Genomic DNA, 24569 nt, shown 5'->3' with positions numbered 1-24569 from the left:
TGTTTACCTAACCCATCCATTCACTCATTAGTCCTTTTCCTATGTTGAAACGTTACTCGAGGGAAATGCCACTGCTACGCTGGGCGTGGCTATTGGTCTTGTTGGTGCTGCTGCCCGTGCTGGGCCAGGCCGCGCCGTTTACTCCTGGCAATCTGGTGGTGGTGCGCGTCGGCGACGGCACGGCGGGGCTTACTAGCGCTGCTACTGTGGTGGTTTTACTTGAATACACGCCGGCCGGTGGACTGGTGCAGTCCATCTCCCTGCCAACAACAGTGTTGGGCACCAATCGCATTTTGACGGTAGCGGGCTCATCGACTACCGATGCGGGCCTGACGCGCTCAGCCGACGGTGCCTATCTGGTGATAACCGGCTACGACGCCGCGCCTGGTGTGGCTGCCGTATCTGGTACGGCCCCGGCTACCACCAACCGCATAGTAGGCCGCGTGGCTGCCGATGGCTCCGTCGACACCAGTACGCGCCTGACGGATGCCACGGGCAACCTGCGCGCCGGCACTACGGCAAACGGCACCAGCTTCTACACGGCAGGTTCGTCGGGTGGGGTGCGCTACGTGCCATTCGGCAACAACGGCACCTCAACCGTCATCAGCAGCACGCCCAGCAACCTGCGCTATGTCAATACGTTCGGGGGCAACCTCTACGTTAGCAGCGCCTCCTCGCCTTTCATTGGCGTTAGCCAGGTAGGTAGCGGTTTGCCCACCACCAGTGGCCAGACGACCGTACTGCTGCCCGGCTTCCCAGCCAACAGCGCTGTAAGCCCGCTGGCCTTCTACTTCGCCGACCTTAACCCTTCGGTACCGGGAGTTGATGTCGTCTACGTGGCCGACGACGGTAACACCTCAGCCGGAGGGGGCATTCAGAAATTTAGCCTGGTCGGCAGTACCTGGACCTACAACGGCACCATTACCGGGGGCACGGGCTTGTCCATTCGCGGCCTCGATGGCCAGGTGAGTGCTGCCGGCGTCGTTACGCTGGTGGCCAGCGGCAGCGGCTTATTCTTTCTCAACGATAACAGCGGCTACAACGCTGCTCCCAGCACAGCTACCCTGCCGGCGGCCATTGCTACTGCCGGCACCAACTATTCCTTCCGCGGTGTGGCCTTTGCCAATGCGGTACCCACCATCACCAATATCGCGCCTGCCAGCGGGCAAACCGGTACGCTGGTTACGATTACGGGCACCAACTTCACGGGCGTAAAGGCCGTGACCCTGAACGGCGCGGCCATCACCGGTTACACGGTGGTAAGCGCCACGTCCATCACCTTCAACGTGCCCACGGGGGCCACCAGCGGCACCATCACCGTGACCACGCCCCTCGGCACGGCTACCAGCCCCGGCACGTTTACCGTGCTGCCCGACAACCCGGCCCCCACCATCAGCAGCCTCTCGCCCAACTCGGTGACGGTCGGGGCGGCGGCCCAGACGCTGACGGTGAACGGCACCAACTTCATTGCCTCTTCGGTGGTGAATTTCAACAGCGCAGCCCGCACCACTACCTACGTGTCGGCCACGCAGCTCACCATTCAGCTCACGGCGGGCGACCAGGCCACGGCCGGCAGCTACAACGTGACCGTGACCAACCCTGCGCCCGGCGGCGGCACCTCGGCGGCGGCCACCTTCACCGTGAATCCGGCCGCGTTGCCCAACCTGGTGGTTTCCTCCGGCACGGCGACTGCGCCCACGCCCATTACGGGCAACTACAACAACGTAACCATCAACCCCAATGCCTTCGCGGTGCTGGTAGGTCCGCTCACGGCGGCTGGCACGTTCACCATTCTGGGGGGCGGGGGACTGGCCCAGAACTGCCAGCTGCTGAGCGGCACCGGCAGCTTCGACCTGCAGGCCGGCGGCACGCTGGCGATTTGCGACCCGGCCGGCATCGCGCCCACGGGCGTGCCCACCGGCGCCGTGTTGCTGGCGGGCACCCGCACCTACAGCCCGCTGGCCAACTACATCTACAACGGCACCGCTGCTCAAGCAACGGGCCTGGGCCTGCCCACTACGGTGCTGGCCGTAGGCGTGGCCAACCCGGCCAGCGTGACCCTGAGCCAAGCCCTGAGCCTGACGCAGGGCCTGAACCTGCAGGCCGGCAACCTGATTACCGGGGGCCAGCCGTTTACCCTGCTTTCGTCGGCCACGGGCACGGCCGGCGTGGTGAATGCGGGCGGCGTGGTAGTGGGCACGGCTACCGTGCAGCGCTACATCGACAATGCCAACCCCATCGGCTACCGCCACTATTCGGCCCCGGTGAGCAACACCACGGTGAACGACCTGGCCACGGCGGGCTTCACGCCCATCTTTAATACGGCTTACAATAGTAGCCCCACGCCAGGAGCCATCCGGCCGTTCCCCAACGTGTTTGGCTACGACCAATCCCGCATTACCACCGTCACCTCCACCTATGGCCCCTTCGACAAGGGCTGGTTCGTGCCGGCCTCGGGCAGCCCCATGACGGTGAACCGCGGCTATACCGTGAACGCGCCCAACACGGCGCTGGTCGATTTTGTGGGCTTGCTAAACAACGGCAGCCAGAACTCGGGCACCCTGAGTTGGGGCACCAGCCCCGACGGGGGCTGGCAGTTGCTGGGCAACCCTTACCCGTCCCCGCTCGACTGGAGTACCGTGACCGCCACCCAACGCCCCGGCGTGGATGGGGCCATGTATGTGTTCCAGAGCAGCGGGCAGTACGGCGGCACCTACCGCTCGTATTCCAATGGCATGGGCACTTCGCCCCTCATTCCCACGGCTTCGGGCTACTTTGTGCGCCTGCAACTGCCGGTCAGCAACGGTGCCGTGAACCTGACCAACAACAACCGCGTGACCACCTTTGGCGCGGTGCCCGCCTTCGGGCGGGGGCTGGCCGATACCCGCCCGCAGCTGCACCTGGAGCTAAGCAACGCCAGCGCTGGCCGCGACGAAGCGTACGTGTACTTTGAAGCCGGTGCCACCGCCAGCCACGACGCCGAGTATGATGCCGCCAAGCTGGCTAACCCCAGCGGCCTGAACCTGGCCTCACTGGCCGCCAGCAACGAGGAAATGGCCATCAACGGCCTGCCCGTGCTGGGCAATACCGCCGTGCTGGTGCCGCTCACGGTGCAGGTGCCGCAGGCCGGCCGCTATACCTTCGAGGCCGCCAATGTGGCCAATTTCGTCGGCACTGCCACGCTGGTTGATGCCCTGACCGGTACCCGCACGGTGCTGAGCACCGGCACCAGCTACGCCTTTAGCCTGAGCGGTACCACGGCCGCCGGCCGCTTCGCCGTGGAGTTCCGCCCGGCGGGGGCGCTGGCCACCACGCCCGCCCAGGCGCTGAGCGCCCAGACCCAGCTGTTCCCGAATCCGGCTTCGGGCTCGTTCCGGGTGCAGCTGCCGGTGCTGGGCAGCAAGGCCGCAGTAGCCGCCACGCTCACCAACGCCCTCGGCCAAACCGTGCTGAGCCGCTCGCTGAGCGCCCCTGCCGGCCAAGCCATCGACGCGGAGTTTGATGTGCATGCCCTCGCGGCCGGCGTGTATACCCTGCGCCTGACCGTAGACGGCACCCTGCTGGTGCGGAAAGTGGTGGTGGAATAATGATTTTCCGCTAACAATTTTCCACTGACAATGAAGAAGGCCGGCCCCAACAGGGTCGGCCTTCTTCATTTGAAAGCAACGAAGTGGTTTCGTTAGTAAATTACTCAAGCAGCAAATCCGACTCATCCTTCAGCCCTACGCCCGACAGCTGCCGCCGTAGCGCCTCCTGCAAGAGGTGCAGCAGCCGCGCCGCCGCCGCCGGATACGCCAGCCCTTCGGGCCGGATGTTGGATACGCAGTTGCGGGCTTCATCTGTGAGGCCCGGCCGGGGTGCGTAGGTGAAGTAGGCCCCGAGGCTATCGGGCGAGCTCAGTCCCGGCCGCTCACCGATGAGCACCAGCACGAGGCGCGCCCGCAGCAGCTGGCCGATTTCGTCGCCCAATGCTACGCGGGCCTGTTCGGCCAGCACCAGCGGCCCCAGGCGAAAACCCATATGTTGTAGTTCGGGCACCAGCAGTTGCAGCAGGGGCAGGGCGTGGGTATTTATGGCCGTGGCCGAAAGACCATCGGCCAGCACGATGGTCAGGTCGCATTCCCCGTTCGCCAGTTCCGCCAGCTGCTCCCTCGAATCGTCATCCAACACCCGGCCCCAGTCGGGACGCTGCAGGTATTCCTCGCGGCTGGTGGCCAGGCTGTGCACCTGGCATATGGGCAGCTTCAGCTCCGGCAGTTCGGTCAGCAGCGCCTCTGTATTCAGGGCCGAATACACGGCGTCGCGGGCGTGGGCGTGGGCCAGCCGGAAAGCCAGCGCCTCCTGCAAAGGCACGCTGATGCCGGTGCGGCCCAGCGCAATGCGGGCGGCCGTGAAGGCGCGCAGCCCGGTCCAGGGGTCGGCAGATGGATTCATGGATGACGGGCGTGATGCGCTAGGTGAATTGTTCGATAACTGCGGCTTGCTCCGGAAACTCATTAGTTAGTCGGGCGCGGTCGGCCAGTTCGAAATCAGCAAAATCGAAGCCGGGGGCCACTGTGCAGCTCACCAGCGAAAAGCCCGTACCCGACTTCACCCGCGCCCCAAACCACGTATGAGCCGGTACCACGGCCTGAGGCAATTCGCCCCGCGCCACGTCATGACCCAGCGTCAGAACGGTGAGTTGGCCGTTTTCCAACAGCAAGACCTCCAGGGGCTGTCCCTGGTGAAAAAACCACAATTCATCGGACTGAATTCGGTGGAAATGCGACCGGTCGTTGTTTTCCAGCAGGTAGTAGATGGCCGTGCTCACGTTCCGCTGCACGCCGCTCGCGGCCGTGGTGTGCAGGGCAGCCCGGTAGGTTTCGCGGTAGTATCCGCCTTCGGGGTGGGGCTGCAGGTGCAGCTGCTGAATAAGGTCCTGGGCTGTCATCATAGCGCCGAAAGTAAACAGCACTTGGGCAAAGCGGGAGCTACGACGGGTTTTGTAGGAGCCCCATGCCCAGCAGCTGGTGCTGCGCGGCCGGCAGCTGCCGGCCGCGCTCATCAAAAATGCCCTGCTGCCGCAACCAGGCCTCAAACTCGGGCGCGGGGCGCAGGCCCAGCACTTGGCGCAGGTACAGCGCATCGTGGAAGGACGTGGACTGGTAGTTGAGCATGATGTCGTCGGCCCCCGGGATGCCCATGATGAAGTTGCAGCCCGCCACGCCGAGCAGCGTGAGCAGGTTATCCATGTCGTCCTGGTCGGCCTCAGCGTGGTTGGTGTAGCATACGTCCACGCCCATGGGCAGGCCCAGCAGCTTGCCGCAGAAATGGTCTTCCAGCGCCGCCCGGATGATTTGCTTGCCATCGTAGAGATACTCAGGGCCGATGAAGCCAACCACCGTATTCACTAGCAGCGGCCGGAACCGGCGGGCCACGGCGTAGGCCCGCGCCTCGCAGGTTTGCTGGTCGAGGCCGTGGTGGGCGTTGGCCGAAAGGGCGCTGCCCTGGCCGGTTTCAAAGTACATCACGTTGTCGCCCAGTGTGCCCCGGTTCAGGGCCAGCGTGGCATCGTGGGCTTCGCGCAACAAGCTCAGGCTGACGCCGAAGCTGACATTGGCCGCCTCGGTGCCGGCGATGGATTGAAACGTCAAATCCACCGGGGCTTTTTGCTCGATGAGCTGGAGCGCAGTGGTGACGTGGCAGAGCACGCAGGTCTGGGTGGGAATGGCGTATTGCTCGCGCACCGCGTCCAGCATGTGTAGCAGCTGGCTCACCGCTTTGGGACTGTCGGTAGCTGGGTTGATGCCGATAACCGCGTCGCCACTGCCGTAGAGCAGGCCATCGACAAGGCTGGCGGCGATGCCGCGCGCGTCATCCGTGGGGTGGTTGGGCTGGAGGCGGGTGGCCAGGTGCCCGCGCAAGCCCAGCGTGTTGCGAAACTTCGTGACGACTTCGCAGCGCCGCGCCACGCCAATCAGCTCCTGGTTGCGCAGCAGTTTGCTCACGGCGGCCACCATTTCGGGCGTGAGGCCGGGGGCCAGGGCACGCAGTGTCTCGGCATCGGCCGCTTCCGAAAGCAGCCAGTCGCGCAGCTGGCCCACCGTGAAATGGGCGATGGGTGCGAACGCCGCCGTGTCGTGCGTGTCGATAATCAGCCGGGTGACTTCATCCTGCTCATATGGCACCAGTGCTTCATGCAAAAAAGTGCGTAGCGGCACATCGGCCAGCGCAAACTGCGCCGCTACCCGTTCCTCGTAAGTGGCGGCGGCCACGCCGGCCAGCACATCGCCGGAGCGCAGGGGAGTGGCCCGCGCCAGCAGCGTTTTCAGGTCGTCGAAAACGTAGGCTCGCTGGCCGATGGTGTGGCGGTAGGGCATTGGGTATGGGTAATTTGAACGGTCATGCAGAGCGCAGCGAAGCATCTTTACCGCGCAACGCAATTCAATCGCAAGAAAATAATTACTGCTGCGGTAAAGATGCTTCGCTGCGCTCTGCATGACGGTCTTCCTGCGGCAGTTCTTTCCGATGCCGGCCCAGCAACAAATACACCGCAAGCAGTGCCAGCAGCCCGCCCAGAAAAATCCCGCTCAGCAGTAAGTTATAGTAAACCAGCGCCGCCAGGCTCACCAGGCACAGTGCCAAGGCCAGCAGCGGCACATACGGGTAGCCCGGCACGGCGAAGGGCCGAACCAAATCCGGCTCGCGGCGGCGCAGCACAAAAAGGCTGAGCAGGCTCACTACGTACATCACCAGCGCCCCCAGCACCGAGAGGATAATAACCTGGGCCGTAGTACCCGTGAGCAGCGCCAGCATGCCCACCGCGCCGCCCGCCACCAAGGCCCAGTGCGGCGTTTGGCGGCCGTTGAGGCGGGCCAGAAAACCGGGCAGATAGCTGGCCCGCGCCAGGGCAAATACCTGCCGCGAATAGCCGATGATGGTGCCGTGAAACGACGCTACCAGCCCAAACAGGCCGATGCTGGCGAAGAACTTCGTCCAGCGGCTGTCTTTGCCCAGCACCATGCTCAGGGCTTCGGGCAGCGGGTGGTCGAGATGGCTTAGCTGCCGCCAGTCGCCCACGCCGCCGCTCAATATCATCACGCCCAGGGCCAGGGCCACCAGCGTGAGCAGGCCGTAGCCATAGCCGCGCGGAATGGTCCGGCGCGGGTTTTCCACCTCCTCGGCCACCATCGCCACGCCCTCAATGGCCAGGTAAAACCAGATGGCAAACGGCAGCGCCGCAAACACGCCGGGCAGCGTGACCGGCACCGGGTACGCCAGAAAATTGGCGGTGCGGAAGTGCGGCGTGAGCAGGCCCATAAACAGCAGCAGCTCGCCCACGGCCAGCACCGTGACTACCAGCGAAAAGTTGGCCGATTCCTTAATGCCCAGCAGATTAATCAGCGTGAACACCACGTAGCAGCCCAGCGCCGTGCCCAGCACCGGCACCGCCGGCCACAGAAAATGCCCATAGCTGCCCAGTGCAAACGCAATGGCCGGCGGCGCAAACAGAAACTCGACCAGCGTGGCGTAGCCGGCCACGAAGCCGCCAATCGGCCCCAAGGCCCGGTGGGCGTAGGCAAATGGCCCGCCCGCGCTGGGAATGGCCGTGGTAAGCTCCGTAAAGCTGAAAACAAACGTGACGTAGAGCACCGTGACCACCAGCGTAGCCACCAGAAAGCCCACCGGCCCGGCCACCGCCCAGCCGTAGTTCCACCCAAAATACTCGCCCGAAATAACCAGGCCCACAGCAATGGCCCACAGGTGCAGCGGCGTCAGCGCTTTCTTCAGGACGGGGGCGGTGCTCATGCGCGGGCGGGCTGGGTTTCAGCCGTTAAGGTAATGCCGGTTTGGGTTTGGTTTCAGTGAGTTGGAGCACTGCACAGATGGACTACCGGTATCGTTTGTGAGGATTTAGTGGCCCAAACCAGCTTGGTATTGGTGAGCCACGCTGGGTAAGAAAGCCAGGACCGCGCTTAAACCCCATGGCAGCCACGCAGTCTATTGAGAGTAAACTCTGGTAATCCATCCTTTCTTCCTAAATCATTATGAAATCGAACGCACCCAAAATCCTGGCTTTGCTGCTGCTGGTCATTCTGTCGGCTACGGTAGTGGGCGTGGCCCGGGGCGGCCGGCACCGCCAGCACGAAAACCGGCCCATGCGCCGCGAAATCCGCGCCTATTTTCAGGCCAACATCCTGCCCGTGCTGCAACAGCAGCGCCAGAAGCTGGAGCCCCAACTCTCCGCCGAAGACCGTACCCAGCTGGCCACCTACCGCACCCAGCTGGCCACCTACCGCACCCAGCTCAAAGCCTTAAAGGAGCAAGGCCAGGCCCTGCGCCGCAGCGTGGTGCCCGAGGGCACGGAAGCCCCCGCCACCCGCCCCACCCTCACCGAGGCCCAGCAGAAGCAGGCCCACGACCTGCGCTTTCAGGCCCGGGGCATCATGCTGAACGTGGCTCAGATGGCCCAGAAATACGATGCGCCCATCGCGCAGCTCACCCAGGAAGTAGCTCCGCAGAAAGAGAAATGGGCCACCGACATCAAGGCCATTGTGGCTAGAAATGCCACGCCCGAGCAACAGCAAAAAATGGCCGCATTCCAAGGCCGGCAGCGTGAGCGGGGTGGTCTACGCCGCTTCTTCAAGCCCGCCATGTTTCTGCTGATGGACCCCAACGCGCCCGCTGCCAACAAAGCTGAACCCAGCGTGGGCAACACCAGCTTATACCCGAACCCTGCCGCGCCTACCAGCCAGCTCGACTACGAGGTGAAAAAAGCCGGCCCCGTAACCATCGACCTGCTCGACAAAGACGGCAACAAGCTGCGCACCTTGGTATCAGCAGCCAGCCAGGAAAAAGGCCCGCAGACCCAGCAGCTCGATTTGCACGACGTGCCGGCCGGCACGTACTTCTACAAAATCACCACCAAAGGTGGCACCCAGACCAAGCGTTTTGTGAAGGAATAAGACGCTTGTCATTGCGAGGCCGAAGCAATATGTCCTCTCAAACCCAGACCCTTTTTCAACAACAGAAAGCCCCAATACTTCGCGGTATTGGGGCTTTCTGTTGTTGAAAAATGCTTTGTCACAACTCGGGGTTGGTCGCTCATGCGAGGACGGATTGCCGCGGCCTGCGGCCTCGCAATGACAGTTACGGCGCCTGCACCAGCCCGCCGCTCAGCCGCCGCAACGCAATCTCGGCTTGCTTGGCCGAGTAGCGGATGTCCAGCAGGCGGGTTTCGGCAGCGAGCTCATTGCGCTGGGCCTCGCGCAGGGCCAGGGGCGTGAGCAGGCCCAGACGGTAGCGCTCCAGGGCAATGTCCACGTTCTGGCGGGCCAACTGGATGTTGGTTTCTTCGAGGTCGAGCAGCTGGATAAAGTTCTGGTATTGGGCAAATGCCGTGGCCGCGTTGGCATCGAGCTGTAAGTCGGTTTGGGCCAGGCTGAGCTTGCTTTGCTCCTCCACTACGCGGGCGTTCTGCTCCTGCCGGCGGATGTTGAAGCCGTTGAAAATCGGCACCGACGCGGTGATGCCATAGTTCAGGCCTACCGTGTTGTTGATGCTCGTGCTCAGTACCGGGCCGGTGGGCAGCGTGATAAACTGCGCGTTGTTGATGTTGCGGTTGATGCCGTAGCCCGTCACCAGCCCGATTTGGGGGAAGCGCGAGGCCGTTATCAGCTTGCGGTCGTAGGTGGCCACGTCCACGCCCAGGCGGGCCTGGGCCAGGCGCGGGTTGTTGGCCTTGATGCCCGCCGTAATCACGTCCTCGCGCAGGTCGCGGGTCACAGTCAGGCTGTCGCTGGGCTCGAAATCCTGGCGCGGCGTGCGGCCCAGCAGGTTGTTGAGGGTGATTTTGGCTGCCGCCAGGGCCTGCTGCTGTTGCAGAAATAGGCTGCGGTCGGCGTTGTAATCCACGCGGGCGGTCAGCACTTCCACCTTGGCGCTCACGCCCACATCCACCTGCGCCTGGGTGAGGTCGATGCGGGCCTGACCGATTTTCAGGGCTTCTTCCAGCGAGGTGATTTTGCCGGCCTGCCGCACCACGTCGTAGTAGGCGTTGGTCACGTTTTCCACGGTTTCCTCCACCGTAGCGCGCGTGATTTGCTGCTGCTGCTGGCGCAGGGTTTTCAGTCGGTCGTAGGCGATGAACATCCCGAAGCCATCGAAAATCGTCCAGCCCAGCGTCACGTTTGAATTCAGCAGGTTCGACGTGCCGCCGTTAATAACGCGGGGCGCGTTATCGCCCACCGTTGAGGTGATATTATTGTGGTTGAACGTCCGGGTCAGGTTGGCGTTGATGTTGGGCAGCTGGCCGGCGTTGCCCCGGGTCACGTTGTTCTCCGCAATCTGCACATCCTGACGCGAAAGCAAGATGCCATAGTTGTGCTGCAACGCCTCGGCAATGGCTTCCTGAAGCGAGAGCGCCGGGGCCGTAGCCACCGAAGCCGGCCGCGCCAGCTGGTTGGGCCGGGCCTTGGGCACCTGCTGGGCCATCACGCCGAAGGGGAGGAGGGAAAGGAAAAGAAGCTGAGGGAATTTCATGAAAGGAAAATCAGAACATCAAACTCCCCTCCTTACCAAGGAGGGGACGCTGGCGCGAAGCGTCAGCTGGGGTGGTTGTGGGCGTTGGGATTGACTGAACGAATATTCCGCACCGTTCAACGCCCACAACCACCCCCGTCCGAGCCTTCGGCTCGAACATCCCCTCCTTGGTAAGGAGGGGAGTTAGCGGCCATGCTAAGCCACTACTGCTTCTGGCTCAGTCTCCGCCACTTTCGGCTTATGCTTCCTAGCTGTAGCGAAATACGAGTACATCACCGGCACCACGAACAGCGTGAGGCCCGTGGCAAACAGCAGCCCGCCCACCACGCCAATGCCCATGGCCCGGCGGCCCAGCGCGCCCGCCCCCTGCGCCATCGCAATGGGCAAAATGCCGAGCACGGCGCACAGGCTGGTCATCAAAATAGGCCGGAAACGAGCCGCCGAGCCTTCAATCAAGCCGGTCATGTAATCAGCGCCTTTCTCCACGCTCTGGTTGGCGAATTCCACAATGAGAATACCATTTTTCGTCACCAGACCCACCAGCATGATGATGCCGATTTGCGAGAATAGATTCATGGTCTGGTTGAAATACCACAGGCTGAACAGCGCGCCTGAAAGGGCCAGCGGCACCGTCACCATGATGATGCCGGGGTCGCGGAAGCTTTCAAACTGCGCGGCCAGAATCAGGTAAATCAGCACCAGCGCCAGGCCAAAGGCGAACAGCACCGATGACGAGCTTTCAGCAAAGTCGCGCGACTGGCCCGAGAGTGAAGTCGAAAACGAGTCGTCCAGGTTTTTATCGGCGATGGCCTGCATAGCGGCGATGCCTTCGCCCAAAGTTTTGCCCTTGGCCAGCGAGGCCGAGAACGTGGCCGCGTTGTAGCGGTTGAAGCGGTAGAGCTGGGGCGGCGTACTCTTTTCTTCGAGGCGAATCACGTTGTCGAGCTGCACGAGCTTGCCGCTGCGGTTTTTCACGTTCAGGGTGCGCACGTCGAGCGGCTGGTTGCGGTCTTCGCGGGCCACCTGGCCGATAATCTGGTACTGCTTGCCGTTGCGGATAAAGTAGCCGTAGCGCTGCCCGCTTAGGCCGGCTTGCAAGGTCTGCGAAATGTCCTGCACGCTCACGCCCAGGCTCTGGGCCTTTTCGCGGTCAATCACCACGCGCAGCTCTGGCTTGTTGAATTTCAGGTTGACGTCCACGAAGCTGAAGGTTTTGTCGGCCAGCGCGGCTTCCAGAAACTTGGGCACGGCGGCCGTCAGTTTCTCGAAATCCTGGGTTTGCACCACAAACTGCACCGGTAGGCCGCCGCCTTTACCGCCGCCCCCGCCAGAGCTAATGCTCTGGTCCTGAGAAACTGACACGCGAGCTCCGGTGTATTTTTTCACCGTCGCGGTGAGGATGTCGGCCAGTTGCTGCTGCGAGTGCGGCCGGTCCGTGGGGTCCTTTAGCAGCACGCGGGCGATGGCCGAGTTCGCCGCGCCGCCGCTGCTGCCGCCGCCGGGCGAGGTCACGGTCAGAATGTTATCGGCATCCTCCCGCGAGCTGTCCTGCAGCACCTTGGTCAGCTCGCCCATGTAGCCGTCCATGTACTCGAACGATGCGCCTTCTGGAGCCGTGGCGTTGATGCTGAGGCGGTTGCGGTCTTCCACTGGGGCCAGCTCGGTGGGCAGGGTTTTCATGAAAAACCAGATGCCCACGCCCGTCAGGGCCACCATGCCCCAGGCCAGCCAGCGCCGGTCGAGGAAAGCGATGAGGGCGTTGCGGTAGCCATTGGTGAGGCTTTGGAAAAAGGGTTCGGTCTTGCGGTACAGCCAGTTGTGGTCGCCGCCCTTTTTCAGCAACTTTGAGCACATCATCGGGGTAAGCGTGAGCGACACGAAGGCCGAAATCAGCACCGAGCCGGCCAGCACAATCCCAAATTCGCGAAACAGCTTGCCCGTGATGCCCGACAAAAACACTACCGGCAGGAACACCGCCGCCAGCACGATGGTGGTGGAAATAACGGCCATCAGAATTTCTTCCGAGCCGTTTTTAGCCGCTTCGAGCGGGCTTTCTCCTTCCTCAATTCGACTGTAAATATTCTCCAGCACCACAATGGCATCATCCACTACCAGGCTGATGGCCAGTACGATGGCCAGCAACGTGAGCACGTTGATGGTGAAACCCATCACGTCCATCACGAAGAAAATGCCAATCAGAGACACCGGAATGGCCACCACCGGAATGATGGTGGAGCGCCAGTCGCGCAGGAACAGGAAAATCACGACCACCACCAGCACAAATGCCTCGATAATCGTGTCCTCCACCTCCGCAATCGAAGCCCGGATAAACACGGAGTTATCAAAACCAGTGCTGACCTTCAAGTCCTTGGGAAGGTCGTTCTGGTATTGCTTCATCCGCTTGTTAAACTCGTCGGTGATGGCAATCTGGTTCACGCCGGGCTGCGGAATGGCCATCACGGCCACCATCGGGATGCCGTTGCGGCGCAGGATGGTCTGGTCGTTTTCGGGGTAGAGCTCGGCGTAGCCCACGTCCGTCAGGCGCACCAGCGAGGTGGGGTCGTTGCGGATAATCAGGTTATTAAAGTCCGCCACCGATGCCAGGCGGCCCATGGTGCGGAGCGAGAGCTGGGTGCTCTGGCCCTGCACCGCGCCACTGGGCAGTTCCACGTTTTCGCGGGCCAGGGCCTGCTGCACATCCACGGGCGAGATACCGAGGGCGGCCATTTTCACGGGGTCCAGCCAGAGACGCATGGAGTATTTGCGCTCACCCCAGACCCGGATTTCACTCACGCCGGGAATGGTCTGCAGGCGCTCTTTGAGCACGTTGTTGGCGTAGTCCGTTAGCTCCAGCAGGGTGCGGGAGGAGCTGCTCAGGTAGCTGAGGATGATGGGGGAGGAATCGGCGTTGGCCTTGCTTACAGTGGGCGGGTCCACGTCGCGCGGCAGGCGGCCTTGAGCGCTCGATACCTTGTCGCGCACGTCGTTGGCGGCGGCTTCCAGGTCCACGCCGAGGTCGAACTCGACCGTAATAGTAGACGCCCCGTCGCGGCTGGTGCTCGACAGGTTCCGGATGCCCGCGATGCCGTTGATGCCCTCTTCGAGCGGCTCAGTTATCTGGCTTTGAATAACATCGGCCGAAGCGCCGGTGTAGCTTGTCTGCACCGTGATGATGGGCGGGTCGACGCTTGGGTACTCGCGGATGGCGAGCGAACGGAAGCCGATAGCGCCGAAAATCACAATGAGCAGACTCATCACAATGGCGAGGACCGGCCGGTTGATACTGACGGAGGAAAGGCTCATAGGTTAAATGGAATTAACAGAACGTCATGCCGAGCGTAGCCGAAGCGTCTCGCGTGCAACACGTAACTCAATTTTTGCAACGATGCGAGCGAGATGCCTCGGCTGCGCTCGGCATGATGTTCCTGCAATTACTTCTGAATGCTCACCCGGTCACCCGCCTTCACCGACAAAATGCCGGTGCGGATAATGGTATCGCCCACAGCCAAGCCTTTGGTAATCTGGATGACCTTATCCGAACGCACGCCGATGTTCACGGGCTGAATGGCGGCCTTGCCGTTCTTCACCGTGAACACGGTGTAGCCGCTGGCCACGGGCACCACCGCCTCGGTGGGGATTTGCAGGGCCTCGGCAGTTTCGCCCAGCTCCAGGTTCACTTTCACGAAGCCGCCGGGGCGCAGCTCCATATTTTTATTGGCGTAGATGGCCCGCACCGGCAACGTGCGCGACACCGGGTCAATCTGCGGGTTGATGGCGTAGACTTTGGCTTCGATTTTTTTGGTCGTGGCTTCGTCGGTCACGAGCACCGGGTCGCCCACCCGCACCGATTGCGCGAAGCGACTCGGCACGTTGAAATCGACTTTCACCGGCTGCACCCGCGAGAGCGTGGTGATGGCCGTGCCCGGCGACACATACGCGCCCACCGAGGTATTGCGCAGGCCCAGAATGCCGTCGAACGGAGCCCGCACGTAAGCTTTTTGCAGCGTCACGCGCAGAGCAGCTAAGTCGGCCCGAGCCGTGAGCAAGGCGTTGTTGCTCTGCTCGTACTCCTGCTGGCTGATGTACTCCTTTTGAAGCAGGGTACGCTGGCGCTTCTCCTGGTCCTGGTAGAGTTTGATGTTGTATTCCTGCTTTTGCAGCTGAGCCTGTACGTCGGCCGCGTTGATGGTGAACAGCAACTGACCCTTGCGTACCGGCTTGCCTTCCTGAATGTTGAGGCTGGTAATCTTGCCCGAAATCTCGCTCTGAATGGTCACCGACTCGTCGGCGATGATGGAGCCGGTGGCGGCCACCTGGTCGGAGAGGCGCGTGGCCGCCACCACGTACACCTGCACCGGGACTTTGGCTCCGGGGCCGCCCGCACCGCCGCCCTTGCCGCCTTTGGCTCCGGCTGCGCCGCCTTTGCCGCCGCCCTTTTCGCCGGCCGTGGGGCTGGGGAAATATTTCATTTTGGCCCAGGCCATGCCGCCGATGATGAGGACGGCTATCAGCCAGCCCAGCCAGCCGCGTTTGCCCGAGGGGGCCGGGCGCGGCGCAGGCTCAGGAGCCGGGGCCGACGGGGGCGTGGTGGTGGTAGTATCCCAGGTTTTGGGTGGGGCAGCGGTGTTGGTTTCCAATGGCATAGTAAGCAAGAACGTGCGGCGGGGGGCAGATGTTCGGGGAGGGCCGATGACTTGAAATCAACCCGTGAGGCATCTGTTTAGCAGGTGTGCACCCGCCGCCCCGAAAGGACATAGTGCAAATTTCGGCCAAAAGGTTGCTTGCCTGTCCTATAAATAGACGTAAGCTGGCATCACCCTGACCGAAACTATCTTCGTCCCGATGAAGCCAACTGCCTCCGCCGCGCCCGAGCCGCGCAATTTTTTCCAGGACGTGCACGAAGTGGTGCGGCTCATTCCGGCGGGCCGGGTGAGCACCTACGGCACCATCGCGCACTACCTCGGGGCGCGGCACGGGGCCCGCACCGTGGGCTACGCCATGATGGCCGCCCACGCCGATGCCAGTATCCCGGCCCACCGTGTGGTCAACCGCTTGGGCCACCTCACCGGCCGGATGCACTTTGCCACGCCCACCGCCATGCAGGAAGCCCTGGAAGCCGAAGGCGTGCGCGTGGATACCGACCGCGTGCTGGATTTCGACAAGCTGTTCTGGGACCCGGCCGTGGAGCTGGGGTAGCGCCCAGAGCCCGCGCCGGTTACTTGCGCGGCTTTTCCAGCGCATCTACCTCGGCCTCGCCCTGGCGCGTGGGCATGGCCTGCCACGGCGTGAGGGCTGTGCCCGACGGTACCAGCTTGAGGTAGTTGGCACTGGCGGTATTGGGCACGAAATAGAAAGCCGGGCCGCTGGCCGTGCCCGCGCTCAGGCGCACGGCGTGCGCAAAGTGTGGCGAAAAAAGCTCCAGGTACTGCCCGGGCCGCAGCTGGCCGGCTTCGCGGTCATTCATGAAAACGCGTAGCGCTTCCGGGCTCCCGCCCAGCGGCCGGTACACGTACATAAAAGCGGTGTCGGCCCGCTGGGCCTGGCCGGGCAGCGGGTAGGGAATGGGCTCACCCGAGTGCATGTCGAGGGCGAAGACCATGGGCAGGCCGCTGGTGTCTTCGGCACCGGTGGAGGGCAAGGTATTGCCGGTAGCCGGGGTGCGCGTGCCCATGCCGTTGGCGCGCGGCACGTTGTAGCCCCAGGCGCGTTTGTTGGCAGCCGCCATGTCAAATGGGGCTGGGCCGACGAAGGTGAAAAAGCTACCCTGCCGGTGCAGCGGCCGGTAGTGGTTGCGGTAGCGCACGTAGAGCTGCTGCCCATCCGAAAACCCCCAGGCTTTAGGCAAGGCCGTGTGGCCCCCGTTGAGGTTGCGCACGCTGGGCCGAATCAGCACGGTGCCTTCCCAGCCAGCCGTGTGGGCACGCACGGTGTCGAAAGCCAGCGGAATGGCCTCGGGCTGGTTGGCCAGAAACTGCTCGAAGGTTTTGTAAGGCCCGGCTTTGGGCGTGGCCGTGCGCAAAATGGCGGGCTTGGCGGCGGCTGGCAGCTGCTCGGTGGGCAGCTGCGCCAGGGTGCGGGCCGGGCGTTGCGCGGCCTTCGCCCAGTCGGCATCGGCCAGCTGGGCCAGGCACTGTTGCAGCAGCCCGGCCAGGTGGTGCGCGTGGCGGCCCGTGGTTTCGAGGGCGCGCTCGTCGATGTGGCTGGCCACGGTGCGCACAAAATGGTAGCCATCGGGCAGGTGGGCATATACATCGGCCGAGACATCGGCGCTGGCCGTTTCGGCAAAGGCGCGCATCATTTCATTCACCACCAACTGCCGCACGCACAGCACCACGGCGTGGTCGGTGGCGCGGCGGGGGAACTGTTGTTGGAGGTATTCCGTGAGCGTGGGCTCCAGGCCTTTTCGGAAAATCACGGCCTGCTGCTGGTTTTGCAAGCCCCGGTACACCGTGCCAATGGCCGGCTTGCCCGGCCGTCCGTCCACCACCTGCTCCACATACACGGCGCGGTCGGGCAGGCTCAGCGTCTGTTGGCTGAGGTCGAGGTAGTAAAACTGGGCCTGTGCCGGCCGGCCCCAAAGGGCAAAAAGCAACAGACTAAAAACAGGGTGAAACCGAACGAGTCGGTACGAAAACGGTAACTGGAAAGACATGCGGAAAGGAGGATACTAAGGGTGGGCAGAAGTAGTAGCCTACAAACCTAGCGCCCCCGGCCAACAATCCGGCATGCCTGGCCCTGCTGCTGTGGCTGGCCCTTGCCGGATTCGGGTTGGGAGCATACTTTTTTTTCTTCATCAAACCTTTACGGGCAGGACACTACTGCCGGCCCCGGCTAATCTGTATATTTGTTGTCCCGGAATGTGCCGGGGAGTATTTAAATAGGTATGAAGCACTTCGTTACTGCTTTTTTAGTCATTCTGCTTACCCTGCCCGCCCTGGCCCAAACCACGTTCTCCATTCGCGGGCGCGTGCTTGATAAGGTGACCGGCGAAACCCTGCCCGGCGCCACCGTGCAGGTAACCGGCAACGGCAAAAGCACCGGGGCCGGGGCCGATGCCGACGGTAGCTACAAAGTGAGCAACCTGCCCGCCGGCAGCTACACGGTGCAAGCCAGCTTCATCGGCTACAAGCCCACTACCCAAACGGTCAAAATCTCGACCCAAAGCGTGGTGGCCTCTTTCACCTTGGCTTCCGACAACGCCAGCCTCGACGAGGTGCAGGTGGTGGCCAGCCAGGCCCAGGAGCGCGAAACGCCCGTGGCCTTCGCGGCCGTGAACGAGGTGAAGCTGCGCGAAACCCTATCCAACCGCGACCTGCCGATGATTCTCAACGAGACGCCCGGCGTGTACGCCACCCAGGGCGCGGGCGGTGGCACCGGCGACTCCCGCATCAACGTGCGCGGCTTCGACCAGCGCAACGTGGCCGTGCTTATCAACGGCGTGCCCGTGAACGACATGGAGAACGGCCAGGTGTACTGGTCGAACTGGGACCTGGGCGACGTGACCAAATCCCTGCAGGTGCAGCGCGGCCTTTCGGCTTCCAAAATCACCGTGCCCTCCGTAGGCGGCACCATCAACGTGCTCACCAAGGGCTTCGACGACAAGCGGTCCGTGGTGGCCCGCGTGGAAGGCGGCTCGAACAACTACCAGAAATACTCGCTCATGCTCAGCAGCGGCCAGCTCAAGGGCGACTGGGCCGTGACGGCTTACGGCGCGCGCCGCACCCAAGACGGCTGGGTGGACAAGACCTTTGATGATGCCTGGACCTTCTTCGGCACCGTGAGCAAGCGCATCGGCAAGCACACTTTTTCCCTCACGGGCATGGGCTCGCCCCAGAGCCACGGCCAGCGCATTCCGTTTGGCGAGAAGATTGGGACGTATTCTAATGACAAGGCCCGGGAACTTGGCGCTACCCCCGTATTGCCCGGCGATAAGGGCTTTAAGTACAACAAAGGCTGGGGCTACCTGGACCGCTACACGCTGGATGCCAGTGGCAAACGCATCAGCAACGGCCAGGAAGTGGTGAACGAGCGGGTAAACTATTTCTTCAAGCCCCAGGTCAACCTCAACCACTTCTGGAACGTGACCGACCGGCTGTTCGTCTCCACGGTCCTGTATGGTTCCCAGGGCACGGGTGGGGGCTCGCAGGGCGCGGGCACGTCGAGCACGCTGCCCGTGGACGCGGCCGGTCAGGACGATATTCAGAAAGTGTACGACACCAACTACAAAAACCTGAAGGCCGACGGCCAGCGCCAGTCTACGCAGTTTCTGGCCAATAACGTGAACTCGCACAGCTGGTACGGCGTGGTTTCCGGGTTCGACTACCTGCTCAAGCCCAGCCTCACGCTATCGGCCGGCGTGGATGCCCGCTACTACTACGGCAAGCACTACCGCGAAGTGCGGGACCTGCTGGGCGGCGATTACGCCACGGGCACTGGCAACAGCATCAACCGCAACGTCGACGCCAGCACCCGCCTGCGGGTGGGCGACAAATTCGGCTTCTACAACGACAGCAAAACGGGCTGGCTGGGCGGCTACGGCCAGCTCGAATACAAAACGCCGCTGCTCTCGGCGGTGGTCAGTGGCACGGTTTCGCGCATCAGCTATGCGCGCATCGACTACTTCCAGGCCAAGCAGGTGACCGTGGATGGCAAAAACTACGACGTGCCCTACGGCGCCGCCCCCGTGGTGGTGAACGGCCAGCGCTACACCAACGCCGACGGTCATTACCAGGAAAATGACTGGGTGAACATCACCGGCTACAGCGTGAAGGCCGGCGCCAACTACAACCTGACCGAGCACGATAACCTGTTTGCCAACGTGGGCTACAACAGCAAGGTGCCGTTCTACCAGTTTGTGTTCAGCAACACCGGGCAGAAGTATAACGACATTCGTAACGAAGGCATTACCTCGCTGGAGCTGGGCTATGGCATTAGCTACCCCAGCCTGAAGGTGACCCTGAATGCCTATTACACTTACTGGACCAACAAAACCAGCAACTCCATCAGCGGCACCGGCGATGCGGCCGTCACCAACAACGTGCGCAACGTGGATGCCCGTCACATGGGCATCGAGATGAGCGTGGCCCAGGAAATTAGCCGCCGGCTGCAGCTCAACGCCGCCATCAGCCTCGGCGACTGGCGCTGGGCCGGCAACGGTGTGGTCAACCAGTTTGACGTGAACAACGTGCAGGTGGGTGCCGTCGACCAGCCCATCTACCTCAAAGGCGTACACGTGGGCGATGCCGCCCAGAACCAGTTCCAGATTGGCCTGCGCTACGAGCCGTTCAACAACTTCTACGTTCGTCCCTCGTTCCTGCTCTTCACCAAGTATTACGCCGGCTTCGACCCGGTGACCCTGCTCAACGAAGCCAGCCGCACCGATACCTACCGCGTGCCCACCTCGCGCAACCTCGACCTGCACCTGGGCTACGACCTGCCCAAGCGCCTGTTCGGCGACAAAATCCGCCTCGGCATCAAAGGCTCCATGCTCAACGTGCTCAACGAGTTCTACATCACCGATGTGCCCGCCAGCACCTCGGCCACCAACCCATCGCTGCTACAGGGCTTCTTCAACCGCGGCCGGACCTTCACCGTGGGCCTCTCGGCCACGCTGTAGTCCTCCGCGAAGCATTTCAGCGACCCAAAAAAAGCGCGCTCCCTGCCTGGCAGGAAGCGCGCTTTTTTATTGATAATCGGAGCCGTTTAGGCTCGCGTGCCAGCTGCGGCGGCGGCCAGCACGGCGCTACGCATTTCCTCGGGCGAGGTGTTTTTGACCAGGTAGCTGTGCGCGCCCTCGGCCAGCACGGTGCTCACCAGGGAGGGGTCGTCGTGCATGGAGATGATGACCACGCGCACCCCCGGAAACTGGGTGCGCAGCAGGCGGGTGGTTTGCAGGCCGTCGAGAATGGGCATTTGCATGTCCATGAGAATCACGTTGGGGTTGCTGCCCTGGTCCAGGAGTTCAAGCAGTTCCTGGCCGTTGCCGGCCTCGCACACCACTTCAATGCCCGCGTAGCCGCTGAGCAAGGCCCGCAAGCCTTTGCGGAAGAGAATGTGGTCGTCGACAATGGCCAGGCGCACGGGCACGGGCCCGGCGGCGGAAGCGGAGATGGCGGTCATGAGTTAAGGGAAAAAGAAGGGGTTGGCGTGCCCGCCGGCAACAGCGTGACGGGCAGTACGGCCTCGACGCGGGTACCCACGCCGGGCTCAGAATGGTAATGCAGCTGGCCGCCCAACACCGCCACGCGGCTGCGCAGGTTAATGAGGCCCATGCCCACGGGCTGGCCGTGGGGGCCGGGGGGCGGCAGCTCTTCCAGGGCCGCGAGGTCGAAACCCTGGCCGTCGTCGGAATAAGTAAGGGTGAGCAGGCCCGGCACGGTGGCTACGTGCAGCACGATGTGCGCTGCCTCGGCGTGTATCAGGCCATTGGTAAGGAGCTCCTGGGCAATGCGGTACACCATCAGCTCGTGCGGCGGAATGAGCCGACCCAGCGGGCCTACCTGTTCCAGGCGCACGTCGGGGCCATTGTCGGTGGGCACGGCCTGCACCAGCGCCCGCAGCGCCTGGGCCAGGCCCAGCTGCTGGAGCGTGGCCGGCTGGAGGTTGCGCGAAATGCGGCGCACCTCGGCCACCGCCTGGTCAATAAGCGCGCTGGCCTCGGGCGAGGGCTGGCTGCCGGGCGCGTACAGGTGCAGCTTGGCCAGGGCCAGAATGGTGCCCACGCCATCGTGCAGCTCGGCGGCAATGCGCTGGCGCTCGTCTTCCTGGGCCACCAGCGCGGCGGCCAGCGCCTGTTGCTGCGCGGCCTCCTGCACCTGCGCCAACTCCTGCTGCTGGCGCAGCTGCCCTCGTTGGTACCGTACCACAAACCACACCAGCCCAAGCACCAGCAAGAGCAAAGTAGGAGTGAGGAGTAACAAGGGTAGAAGATTTGTCACGTGAGGGCACCTGGCAGAGGAGGCGCGCAAAAAAAAGAAAAAGGAGACTCCGGGTCAGATACTCAAGAGCAGCAGGAGTGTAGCGTAGAGCAGACGGTTCAGGTTACGGGGGTTAGAAACAAATGGCAGGCAGGCATAGTAGGTTGTTTTGAGGCTTTGGGCTGTGCGAATTCAGGAAACAACCAGCCGGCCCCCAGCCACGGCAACTGCGGCCGGGGCCGGAATATCGGGGGTGGCCCGCAAAAAAGCCAGCGTCAGAAAGTAATTAAGAGCCAGGCCGGCACTCGCCATAAAGATGTCGGAAAACAGGTGGAAAACGGGCCAGGAATCCTGGATTGCTACCTCGAGGCTGAATACCGACACCGTGGTGGCCGAATAGATGAGTTGGCCCAGGCTCAGCAACCCCAGGGAGTCCTGGCTCAGCCTTCTATTATCGGCCCGGTTCAGGAGCTGCTCCAGGTAGGCCAGGGCAAAGCCCGCCAACAGGGCACATTGCACTACCCGGCTCACGGGCAAGGCTTGTGCCGCCCCGAAGGCCAGCGCTCCGGCTACCGTGCAAAGGGCCACTACAGTGGCTATGGTCAGCACCCGTCGCATTCTTGGAGACGTAAGTACCAGCCGGTACACTGCCGCAAAAAGCAGCATCTTCGTCACATTGAACCCGGTTAGAAAATACAAGTTGTTGTGCAGGTAAATTGCTGCTAAACGGGCGCTTATTACAAAGAAAGCCGATATGTACACGTACCAGCTCAGCAGCTTCACGGGCGGCGGAAAATGCTTCCGCCGCTGCCATACCACCACCATCGGCACCAGAATGCTGAGTTGCATGAACGTCATTAGCCACGACGTTAAAACATGTACTTGCGCAATTCCCATATAAAGGAGGATGGCCGTTGGGAAAATGAAAAGCGTGCTAAGAAAGCTGGAAAGAGGGGCTATTCCCTGCCATTAAGGATGTTGGGCTGGCTGCAGCTGCTTGGGCAGGCGTGGGCTTCGTCGGCCACAATGTGGTTTTCGTCCAGCTGGTCGTTTTCGTTTTCATCGGCTCCCACGGCTATCAGCTGTGCCACACCCCCATCGGAGCCGTAGTAGAAGCGGATGCCCCGGCAGCCTTCCTGGTTGAGAATGTCCGTCAGGATATCGCGGCCAAAAAAATGCGCAATGGTTTTGTTGGGATTTGCCTTGCGAAAGCTGCTGGTCCACTCACCGGCTTTGTCGTGGTCAATGGACTTGCCCTCGCTTCCAAAAAATGACATAAGGTATTAGTGGGGAAAATTGAAAAAAAAGAAGTTTGTATTGGATGGAGATGTCAAATATAGCGGTGTGCCCGAATAATGGCATCACCATCCAAAAATATTTACCAGCCCCGGCCGGGGCCGCCGGGCAGGTGGTCGTGGTCATCCTCGTCGTCGGTTTCTTCCTCATCGTCCTCCTGGTCGGCGGGCTCCTCGGTTTCTTCCTCTTCGTCCAGCGTATCAAATACGCGGTCGAGCGAGGCTTCGGCGTGGCGCAACTTGTGGCGGCATAGGCGGATAAGCTCCGCCGAGCGCTCTACGCGGGTGGTGAGGTCGTCCACGTCCACGGCATCGGTTTCCAGGGCGCGGAGAATGGTTTCAAGCTCCTCAATGGCTTCGCGGTAAGTCATGTATTTCAGTTATCAATAATAAATTAGCGTTTGTTGGGTTGGCCAGTCACGGGCTGGTTGGGGAGCTTTATCCTGGCCAATAGCTCATTGCTGGCAGCTAACTGGCAGAGCCGCAGCTCGGCGCGATGCAGCTGGCGCTCCATAGCCAGCTGCAGCTGGTAGCGCTGGCGCAGCAGGGCCTCGCGCCGTCGCTGGTGGTGCCGCCCGAAGCGCCGCAGCAGTACCCGGCCGCGCTGGCGCAGGCCGCGCTGCTCGCGGGCCAGGGTGCGGCGGGCGGCGCGGGGCAGCTGGTGCCGGAAGCGCCCAAGGCCCACGGCCAGCTGCCGGAGCTGCTCGCGCGGGGCTTGGGTGGCTTGGTGGGCACGGGCGCGCAGGGCATCGCGGGCAGCGTCGAGCTGGCGGTGGGCGGCGTAGCGGCCCCGGCCACTGAGCTGGTCGAGGCGGGCGTGGTTCTGGCTGAGCTGGCGGCGGGCCAGGGCCACCACCTGCTCGCCCAGGCCCAGCACGGCCGCTTCCAGCCGGGCCAGGCGCTCGACCAGAAAGACGGCCACGGCGGTGGGCGTTTTCAGGGCGCGGTGGGCGGTGAGGTCGACCAGGGCTTCGTCGCGCTCGTGGCCGATGCCCGTGAGTACCGGCAGCGGAAACGCGCCCACGGCCGCCGCCAAGCCATATTCATCAAAAGCCAGCAAATCGGTGCGACTGCCCCCGCCCCGGATGAGCACCACGGCATCGAACTGCCCGCGCCGGGCGCGGATGCCGTCCAGCGCCGCTCGGATGCTGGCCGGAGAGTCGTCGCCCTGCATAACGGCCGGGAACAGCGTGAGCGCAAAGTCATAGGGCGCTTCCTGTAATTGCTGCACAAAATCCTGAAAGCCGGCCGCCGTGGGCGAGGAAATAACGGCCAGCCGCTGCGGAGCCAGCGGCAGCTGGAGCTGCTTCTGGCGCTCCAGCAGGCCTTTTTCTTCCAGCTGGCGCAGGGTTTTCATCCTTAATAAGGCCAGCTCGCCCACGGTGTAGCTCGGGTCGATGGCCACTACGTCGAGGCTCAGGCCATACTGCTCGTGGAAGCGCACATGCACCCGCAGCAGCAGCTTGAGTCCGGTGCGCAGCGGCTGGCCGGTGGCGCGCTCAAACGCGGGGGCCAGCTGCTGGTAGCGCTGGCTCCAGAGCGTGGCGCGGGCCTGCGCCTTCATGGGCATGCCGCGGCTGTCGGTGCCCTGCTCCGTGAGGGTGAGGTAGCAGTGCGCGCCGGCAAAGCGGGGCAGGGTGAGGTCGGAAACTTCGGCCACCACCCAGTAGGATTCGGCCAGCTGCTGCTGAAGAGCCAGGCGCACATAGCTCAGCAGCTCGGCCAGGCCCAGGGGGGCCGGGGCGGGCGGGGGCGCTAGTTCGGGACGGCGGTTGTAGAGCGGCATAGAGCGCAAGTTACGGGTAGGGGAGGGTGCGGCGCGACAATTTTCCCGGCT

The 24569-nt window shown here is 62.8% G+C and carries 18 protein-coding genes; 4 read left to right on the top strand and 14 right to left on the bottom strand.

Annotated elements, in window-relative coordinates; genetic code table 11:
- Positions 1–41: 41 nt before the first annotated feature.
- The gene (locus tag ACYU70_RS08145) at positions 42–3587 is read left to right on the top strand and encodes a T9SS type A sorting domain-containing protein (protein ID WP_342295509.1); all 3546 of its coding nucleotides are present in this window, start codon (positions 42–44) and stop codon (positions 3585–3587) included.
- 100 nt (positions 3588–3687) lie between these two features.
- Here ACYU70_RS08145 and eutC read toward each other — a convergent pair whose 3' ends face one another.
- From eutC to eat, 4 genes are all read right to left on the bottom strand, one after another.
- Positions 3688–4434, bottom strand: coding sequence for an ethanolamine ammonia-lyase subunit EutC (gene eutC / locus ACYU70_RS08140; RefSeq protein WP_342295507.1), 747 nt, complete (start codon positions 4432–4434; stop codon positions 3688–3690).
- A gap of 19 nt (positions 4435–4453) precedes the next feature.
- Positions 4454–4933, bottom strand: coding sequence for a cupin domain-containing protein (locus tag ACYU70_RS08135; RefSeq protein ID WP_342295505.1), 480 nt, complete (start codon positions 4931–4933; stop codon positions 4454–4456).
- Between the two features lie 37 nt (positions 4934–4970).
- On the bottom strand, positions 4971–6359 hold the full coding sequence (locus ACYU70_RS08130) for an ethanolamine ammonia-lyase subunit EutB (RefSeq protein ID WP_342295503.1): 1389 nt from the start codon (positions 6357–6359) through the stop codon (positions 4971–4973).
- An 82-nt stretch (positions 6360–6441) separates the two neighbouring features.
- Positions 6442–7788, bottom strand: coding sequence for an ethanolamine permease (gene eat, locus ACYU70_RS08125; RefSeq protein WP_342295501.1), 1347 nt, complete (start codon positions 7786–7788; stop codon positions 6442–6444).
- Between the two features lie 239 nt (positions 7789–8027).
- On the opposite strand from eat, the gene ACYU70_RS08120 reads away from it, so the two are divergent.
- On the top strand, positions 8028–8945 hold the full coding sequence (locus ACYU70_RS08120) for a T9SS type A sorting domain-containing protein (protein WP_342295499.1): 918 nt from the start codon (positions 8028–8030) through the stop codon (positions 8943–8945).
- Between the two features lie 184 nt (positions 8946–9129).
- On the opposite strand, the gene ACYU70_RS08115 is transcribed toward ACYU70_RS08120, so the two are convergent.
- The 3 genes from ACYU70_RS08115 to ACYU70_RS08105 all read right to left on the bottom strand — a co-directional run bounded on the left by ACYU70_RS08115 (position 9130) and on the right by ACYU70_RS08105 (position 15164).
- Positions 9130–10521 carry a TolC family protein gene (locus ACYU70_RS08115; protein ID WP_342295497.1) on the bottom strand — a complete coding sequence of 464 codons (1392 nt, stop codon included), beginning with the start codon at positions 10519–10521 and terminating at the stop codon, positions 9130–9132.
- A gap of 195 nt (positions 10522–10716) precedes the next feature.
- Positions 10717–13824: an efflux RND transporter permease subunit gene (locus ACYU70_RS08110; RefSeq protein WP_342295495.1), complete on the bottom strand. Its 3108-nt coding sequence runs from the start codon at positions 13822–13824 to the stop codon at positions 10717–10719.
- A 128-nt stretch (positions 13825–13952) separates the two neighbouring features.
- Complete coding sequence (locus ACYU70_RS08105) at positions 13953–15164, bottom strand: efflux RND transporter periplasmic adaptor subunit (RefSeq protein WP_342295494.1); 1212 nt, start codon at positions 15162–15164, stop codon at positions 13953–13955.
- Positions 15165–15363: 199 nt separating this feature from the next.
- Between ACYU70_RS08105 and ACYU70_RS08100 the strand changes: the two genes are divergently transcribed.
- Positions 15364–15717, top strand: a complete 354-nt coding sequence (locus tag ACYU70_RS08100) for an MGMT family protein (protein ID WP_342295492.1) — start codon at positions 15364–15366, stop codon at positions 15715–15717.
- A gap of 19 nt (positions 15718–15736) precedes the next feature.
- Here ACYU70_RS08100 and ACYU70_RS08095 read toward each other — a convergent pair whose 3' ends face one another.
- On the bottom strand, positions 15737–17113 hold the full coding sequence (locus ACYU70_RS08095) for a hypothetical protein (protein WP_342295491.1): 1377 nt from the start codon (positions 17111–17113) through the stop codon (positions 15737–15739).
- A gap of 291 nt (positions 17114–17404) precedes the next feature.
- Between ACYU70_RS08095 and ACYU70_RS08090 the strand changes: the two genes are divergently transcribed.
- Positions 17405–20137: a TonB-dependent receptor gene (locus tag ACYU70_RS08090; RefSeq protein WP_342295490.1), complete on the top strand. Its 2733-nt coding sequence runs from the start codon at positions 17405–17407 to the stop codon at positions 20135–20137.
- A gap of 86 nt (positions 20138–20223) precedes the next feature.
- Here ACYU70_RS08090 and ACYU70_RS08085 read toward each other — a convergent pair whose 3' ends face one another.
- From ACYU70_RS08085 to xseA, 6 genes are all read right to left on the bottom strand, one after another.
- On the bottom strand, positions 20224–20640 hold the full coding sequence (locus tag ACYU70_RS08085) for a response regulator (RefSeq protein ID WP_342295489.1): 417 nt from the start codon (positions 20638–20640) through the stop codon (positions 20224–20226).
- Positions 20637–21440: a sensor histidine kinase gene (locus ACYU70_RS08080; protein WP_342295487.1), complete on the bottom strand. Its 804-nt coding sequence runs from the start codon at positions 21438–21440 to the stop codon at positions 20637–20639. The genes ACYU70_RS08085 and ACYU70_RS08080 overlap by 4 nt, the downstream gene beginning before the upstream one ends.
- 189 nt (positions 21441–21629) lie before the next feature.
- Positions 21630–22295, bottom strand: coding sequence for a hypothetical protein (locus ACYU70_RS08075; RefSeq protein ID WP_342295486.1), 666 nt, complete (start codon positions 22293–22295; stop codon positions 21630–21632).
- 98 nt (positions 22296–22393) lie between these two features.
- Positions 22394–22714 (bottom strand): hypothetical protein, encoded by a 321-nt coding sequence (locus tag ACYU70_RS08070; protein WP_342295485.1) that lies wholly within the window; start codon positions 22712–22714, stop codon positions 22394–22396.
- Between the two features lie 101 nt (positions 22715–22815).
- Positions 22816–23103, bottom strand: a complete 288-nt coding sequence (gene xseB, locus ACYU70_RS08065; protein WP_342295484.1) for an exodeoxyribonuclease VII small subunit — start codon at positions 23101–23103, stop codon at positions 22816–22818.
- Between the two features lie 23 nt (positions 23104–23126).
- On the bottom strand, positions 23127–24518 hold the full coding sequence (gene xseA / locus ACYU70_RS08060) for an exodeoxyribonuclease VII large subunit (RefSeq protein WP_342295483.1): 1392 nt from the start codon (positions 24516–24518) through the stop codon (positions 23127–23129).
- Positions 24519–24569: the final 51 nt, after the last annotated feature.

The organism is Hymenobacter segetis (assembly GCF_054776495.1).
Note: the sequence above shows the minus strand (reverse complement) of the source record. Positions and strands in the feature narration are given on the sequence as shown.

Bases quoted from the DNA above. Each gene is read 5' to 3' on its own strand.
- ACYU70_RS08145 (WP_342295509.1), top strand. From the start codon at position 42: ATGTTGAAACGTTACTCGAGGGAAATGCCACTGCTACGCTGGGCGTGG.
- eutC (WP_342295507.1), bottom strand. From the start codon at position 4,434: ATGAATCCATCTGCCGACCCCTGGACCGGGCTGCGCGCCTTCACGGCC.
- ACYU70_RS08135 (WP_342295505.1), bottom strand. From the start codon at position 4,933: ATGATGACAGCCCAGGACCTTATTCAGCAGCTGCACCTGCAGCCCCAC.
- ACYU70_RS08130 (WP_342295503.1), bottom strand. From the start codon at position 6,359: ATGCCCTACCGCCACACCATCGGCCAGCGAGCCTACGTTTTCGACGAC.
- eat (WP_342295501.1), bottom strand. From the start codon at position 7,788: ATGAGCACCGCCCCCGTCCTGAAGAAAGCGCTGACGCCGCTGCACCTG.
- ACYU70_RS08120 (WP_342295499.1), top strand. From the start codon at position 8,028: ATGAAATCGAACGCACCCAAAATCCTGGCTTTGCTGCTGCTGGTCATT.
- ACYU70_RS08115 (WP_342295497.1), bottom strand. From the start codon at position 10,521: ATGAAATTCCCTCAGCTTCTTTTCCTTTCCCTCCTCCCCTTCGGCGTG.
- ACYU70_RS08110 (WP_342295495.1), bottom strand. From the start codon at position 13,824: ATGAGCCTTTCCTCCGTCAGTATCAACCGGCCGGTCCTCGCCATTGTG.
- ACYU70_RS08105 (WP_342295494.1), bottom strand. From the start codon at position 15,164: ATGCCATTGGAAACCAACACCGCTGCCCCACCCAAAACCTGGGATACT.
- ACYU70_RS08100 (WP_342295492.1), top strand. From the start codon at position 15,364: ATGAAGCCAACTGCCTCCGCCGCGCCCGAGCCGCGCAATTTTTTCCAG.
- ACYU70_RS08090 (WP_342295490.1), top strand. From the start codon at position 17,405: ATGAAGCACTTCGTTACTGCTTTTTTAGTCATTCTGCTTACCCTGCCC.
- ACYU70_RS08085 (WP_342295489.1), bottom strand. From the start codon at position 20,640: ATGACCGCCATCTCCGCTTCCGCCGCCGGGCCCGTGCCCGTGCGCCTG.
- ACYU70_RS08075 (WP_342295486.1), bottom strand. From the start codon at position 22,295: ATGACGTTCATGCAACTCAGCATTCTGGTGCCGATGGTGGTGGTATGG.
- ACYU70_RS08070 (WP_342295485.1), bottom strand. From the start codon at position 22,714: ATGTCATTTTTTGGAAGCGAGGGCAAGTCCATTGACCACGACAAAGCC.
- xseB (WP_342295484.1), bottom strand. From the start codon at position 23,103: ATGACTTACCGCGAAGCCATTGAGGAGCTTGAAACCATTCTCCGCGCC.
- xseA (WP_342295483.1), bottom strand. From the start codon at position 24,518: ATGCCGCTCTACAACCGCCGTCCCGAACTAGCGCCCCCGCCCGCCCCG.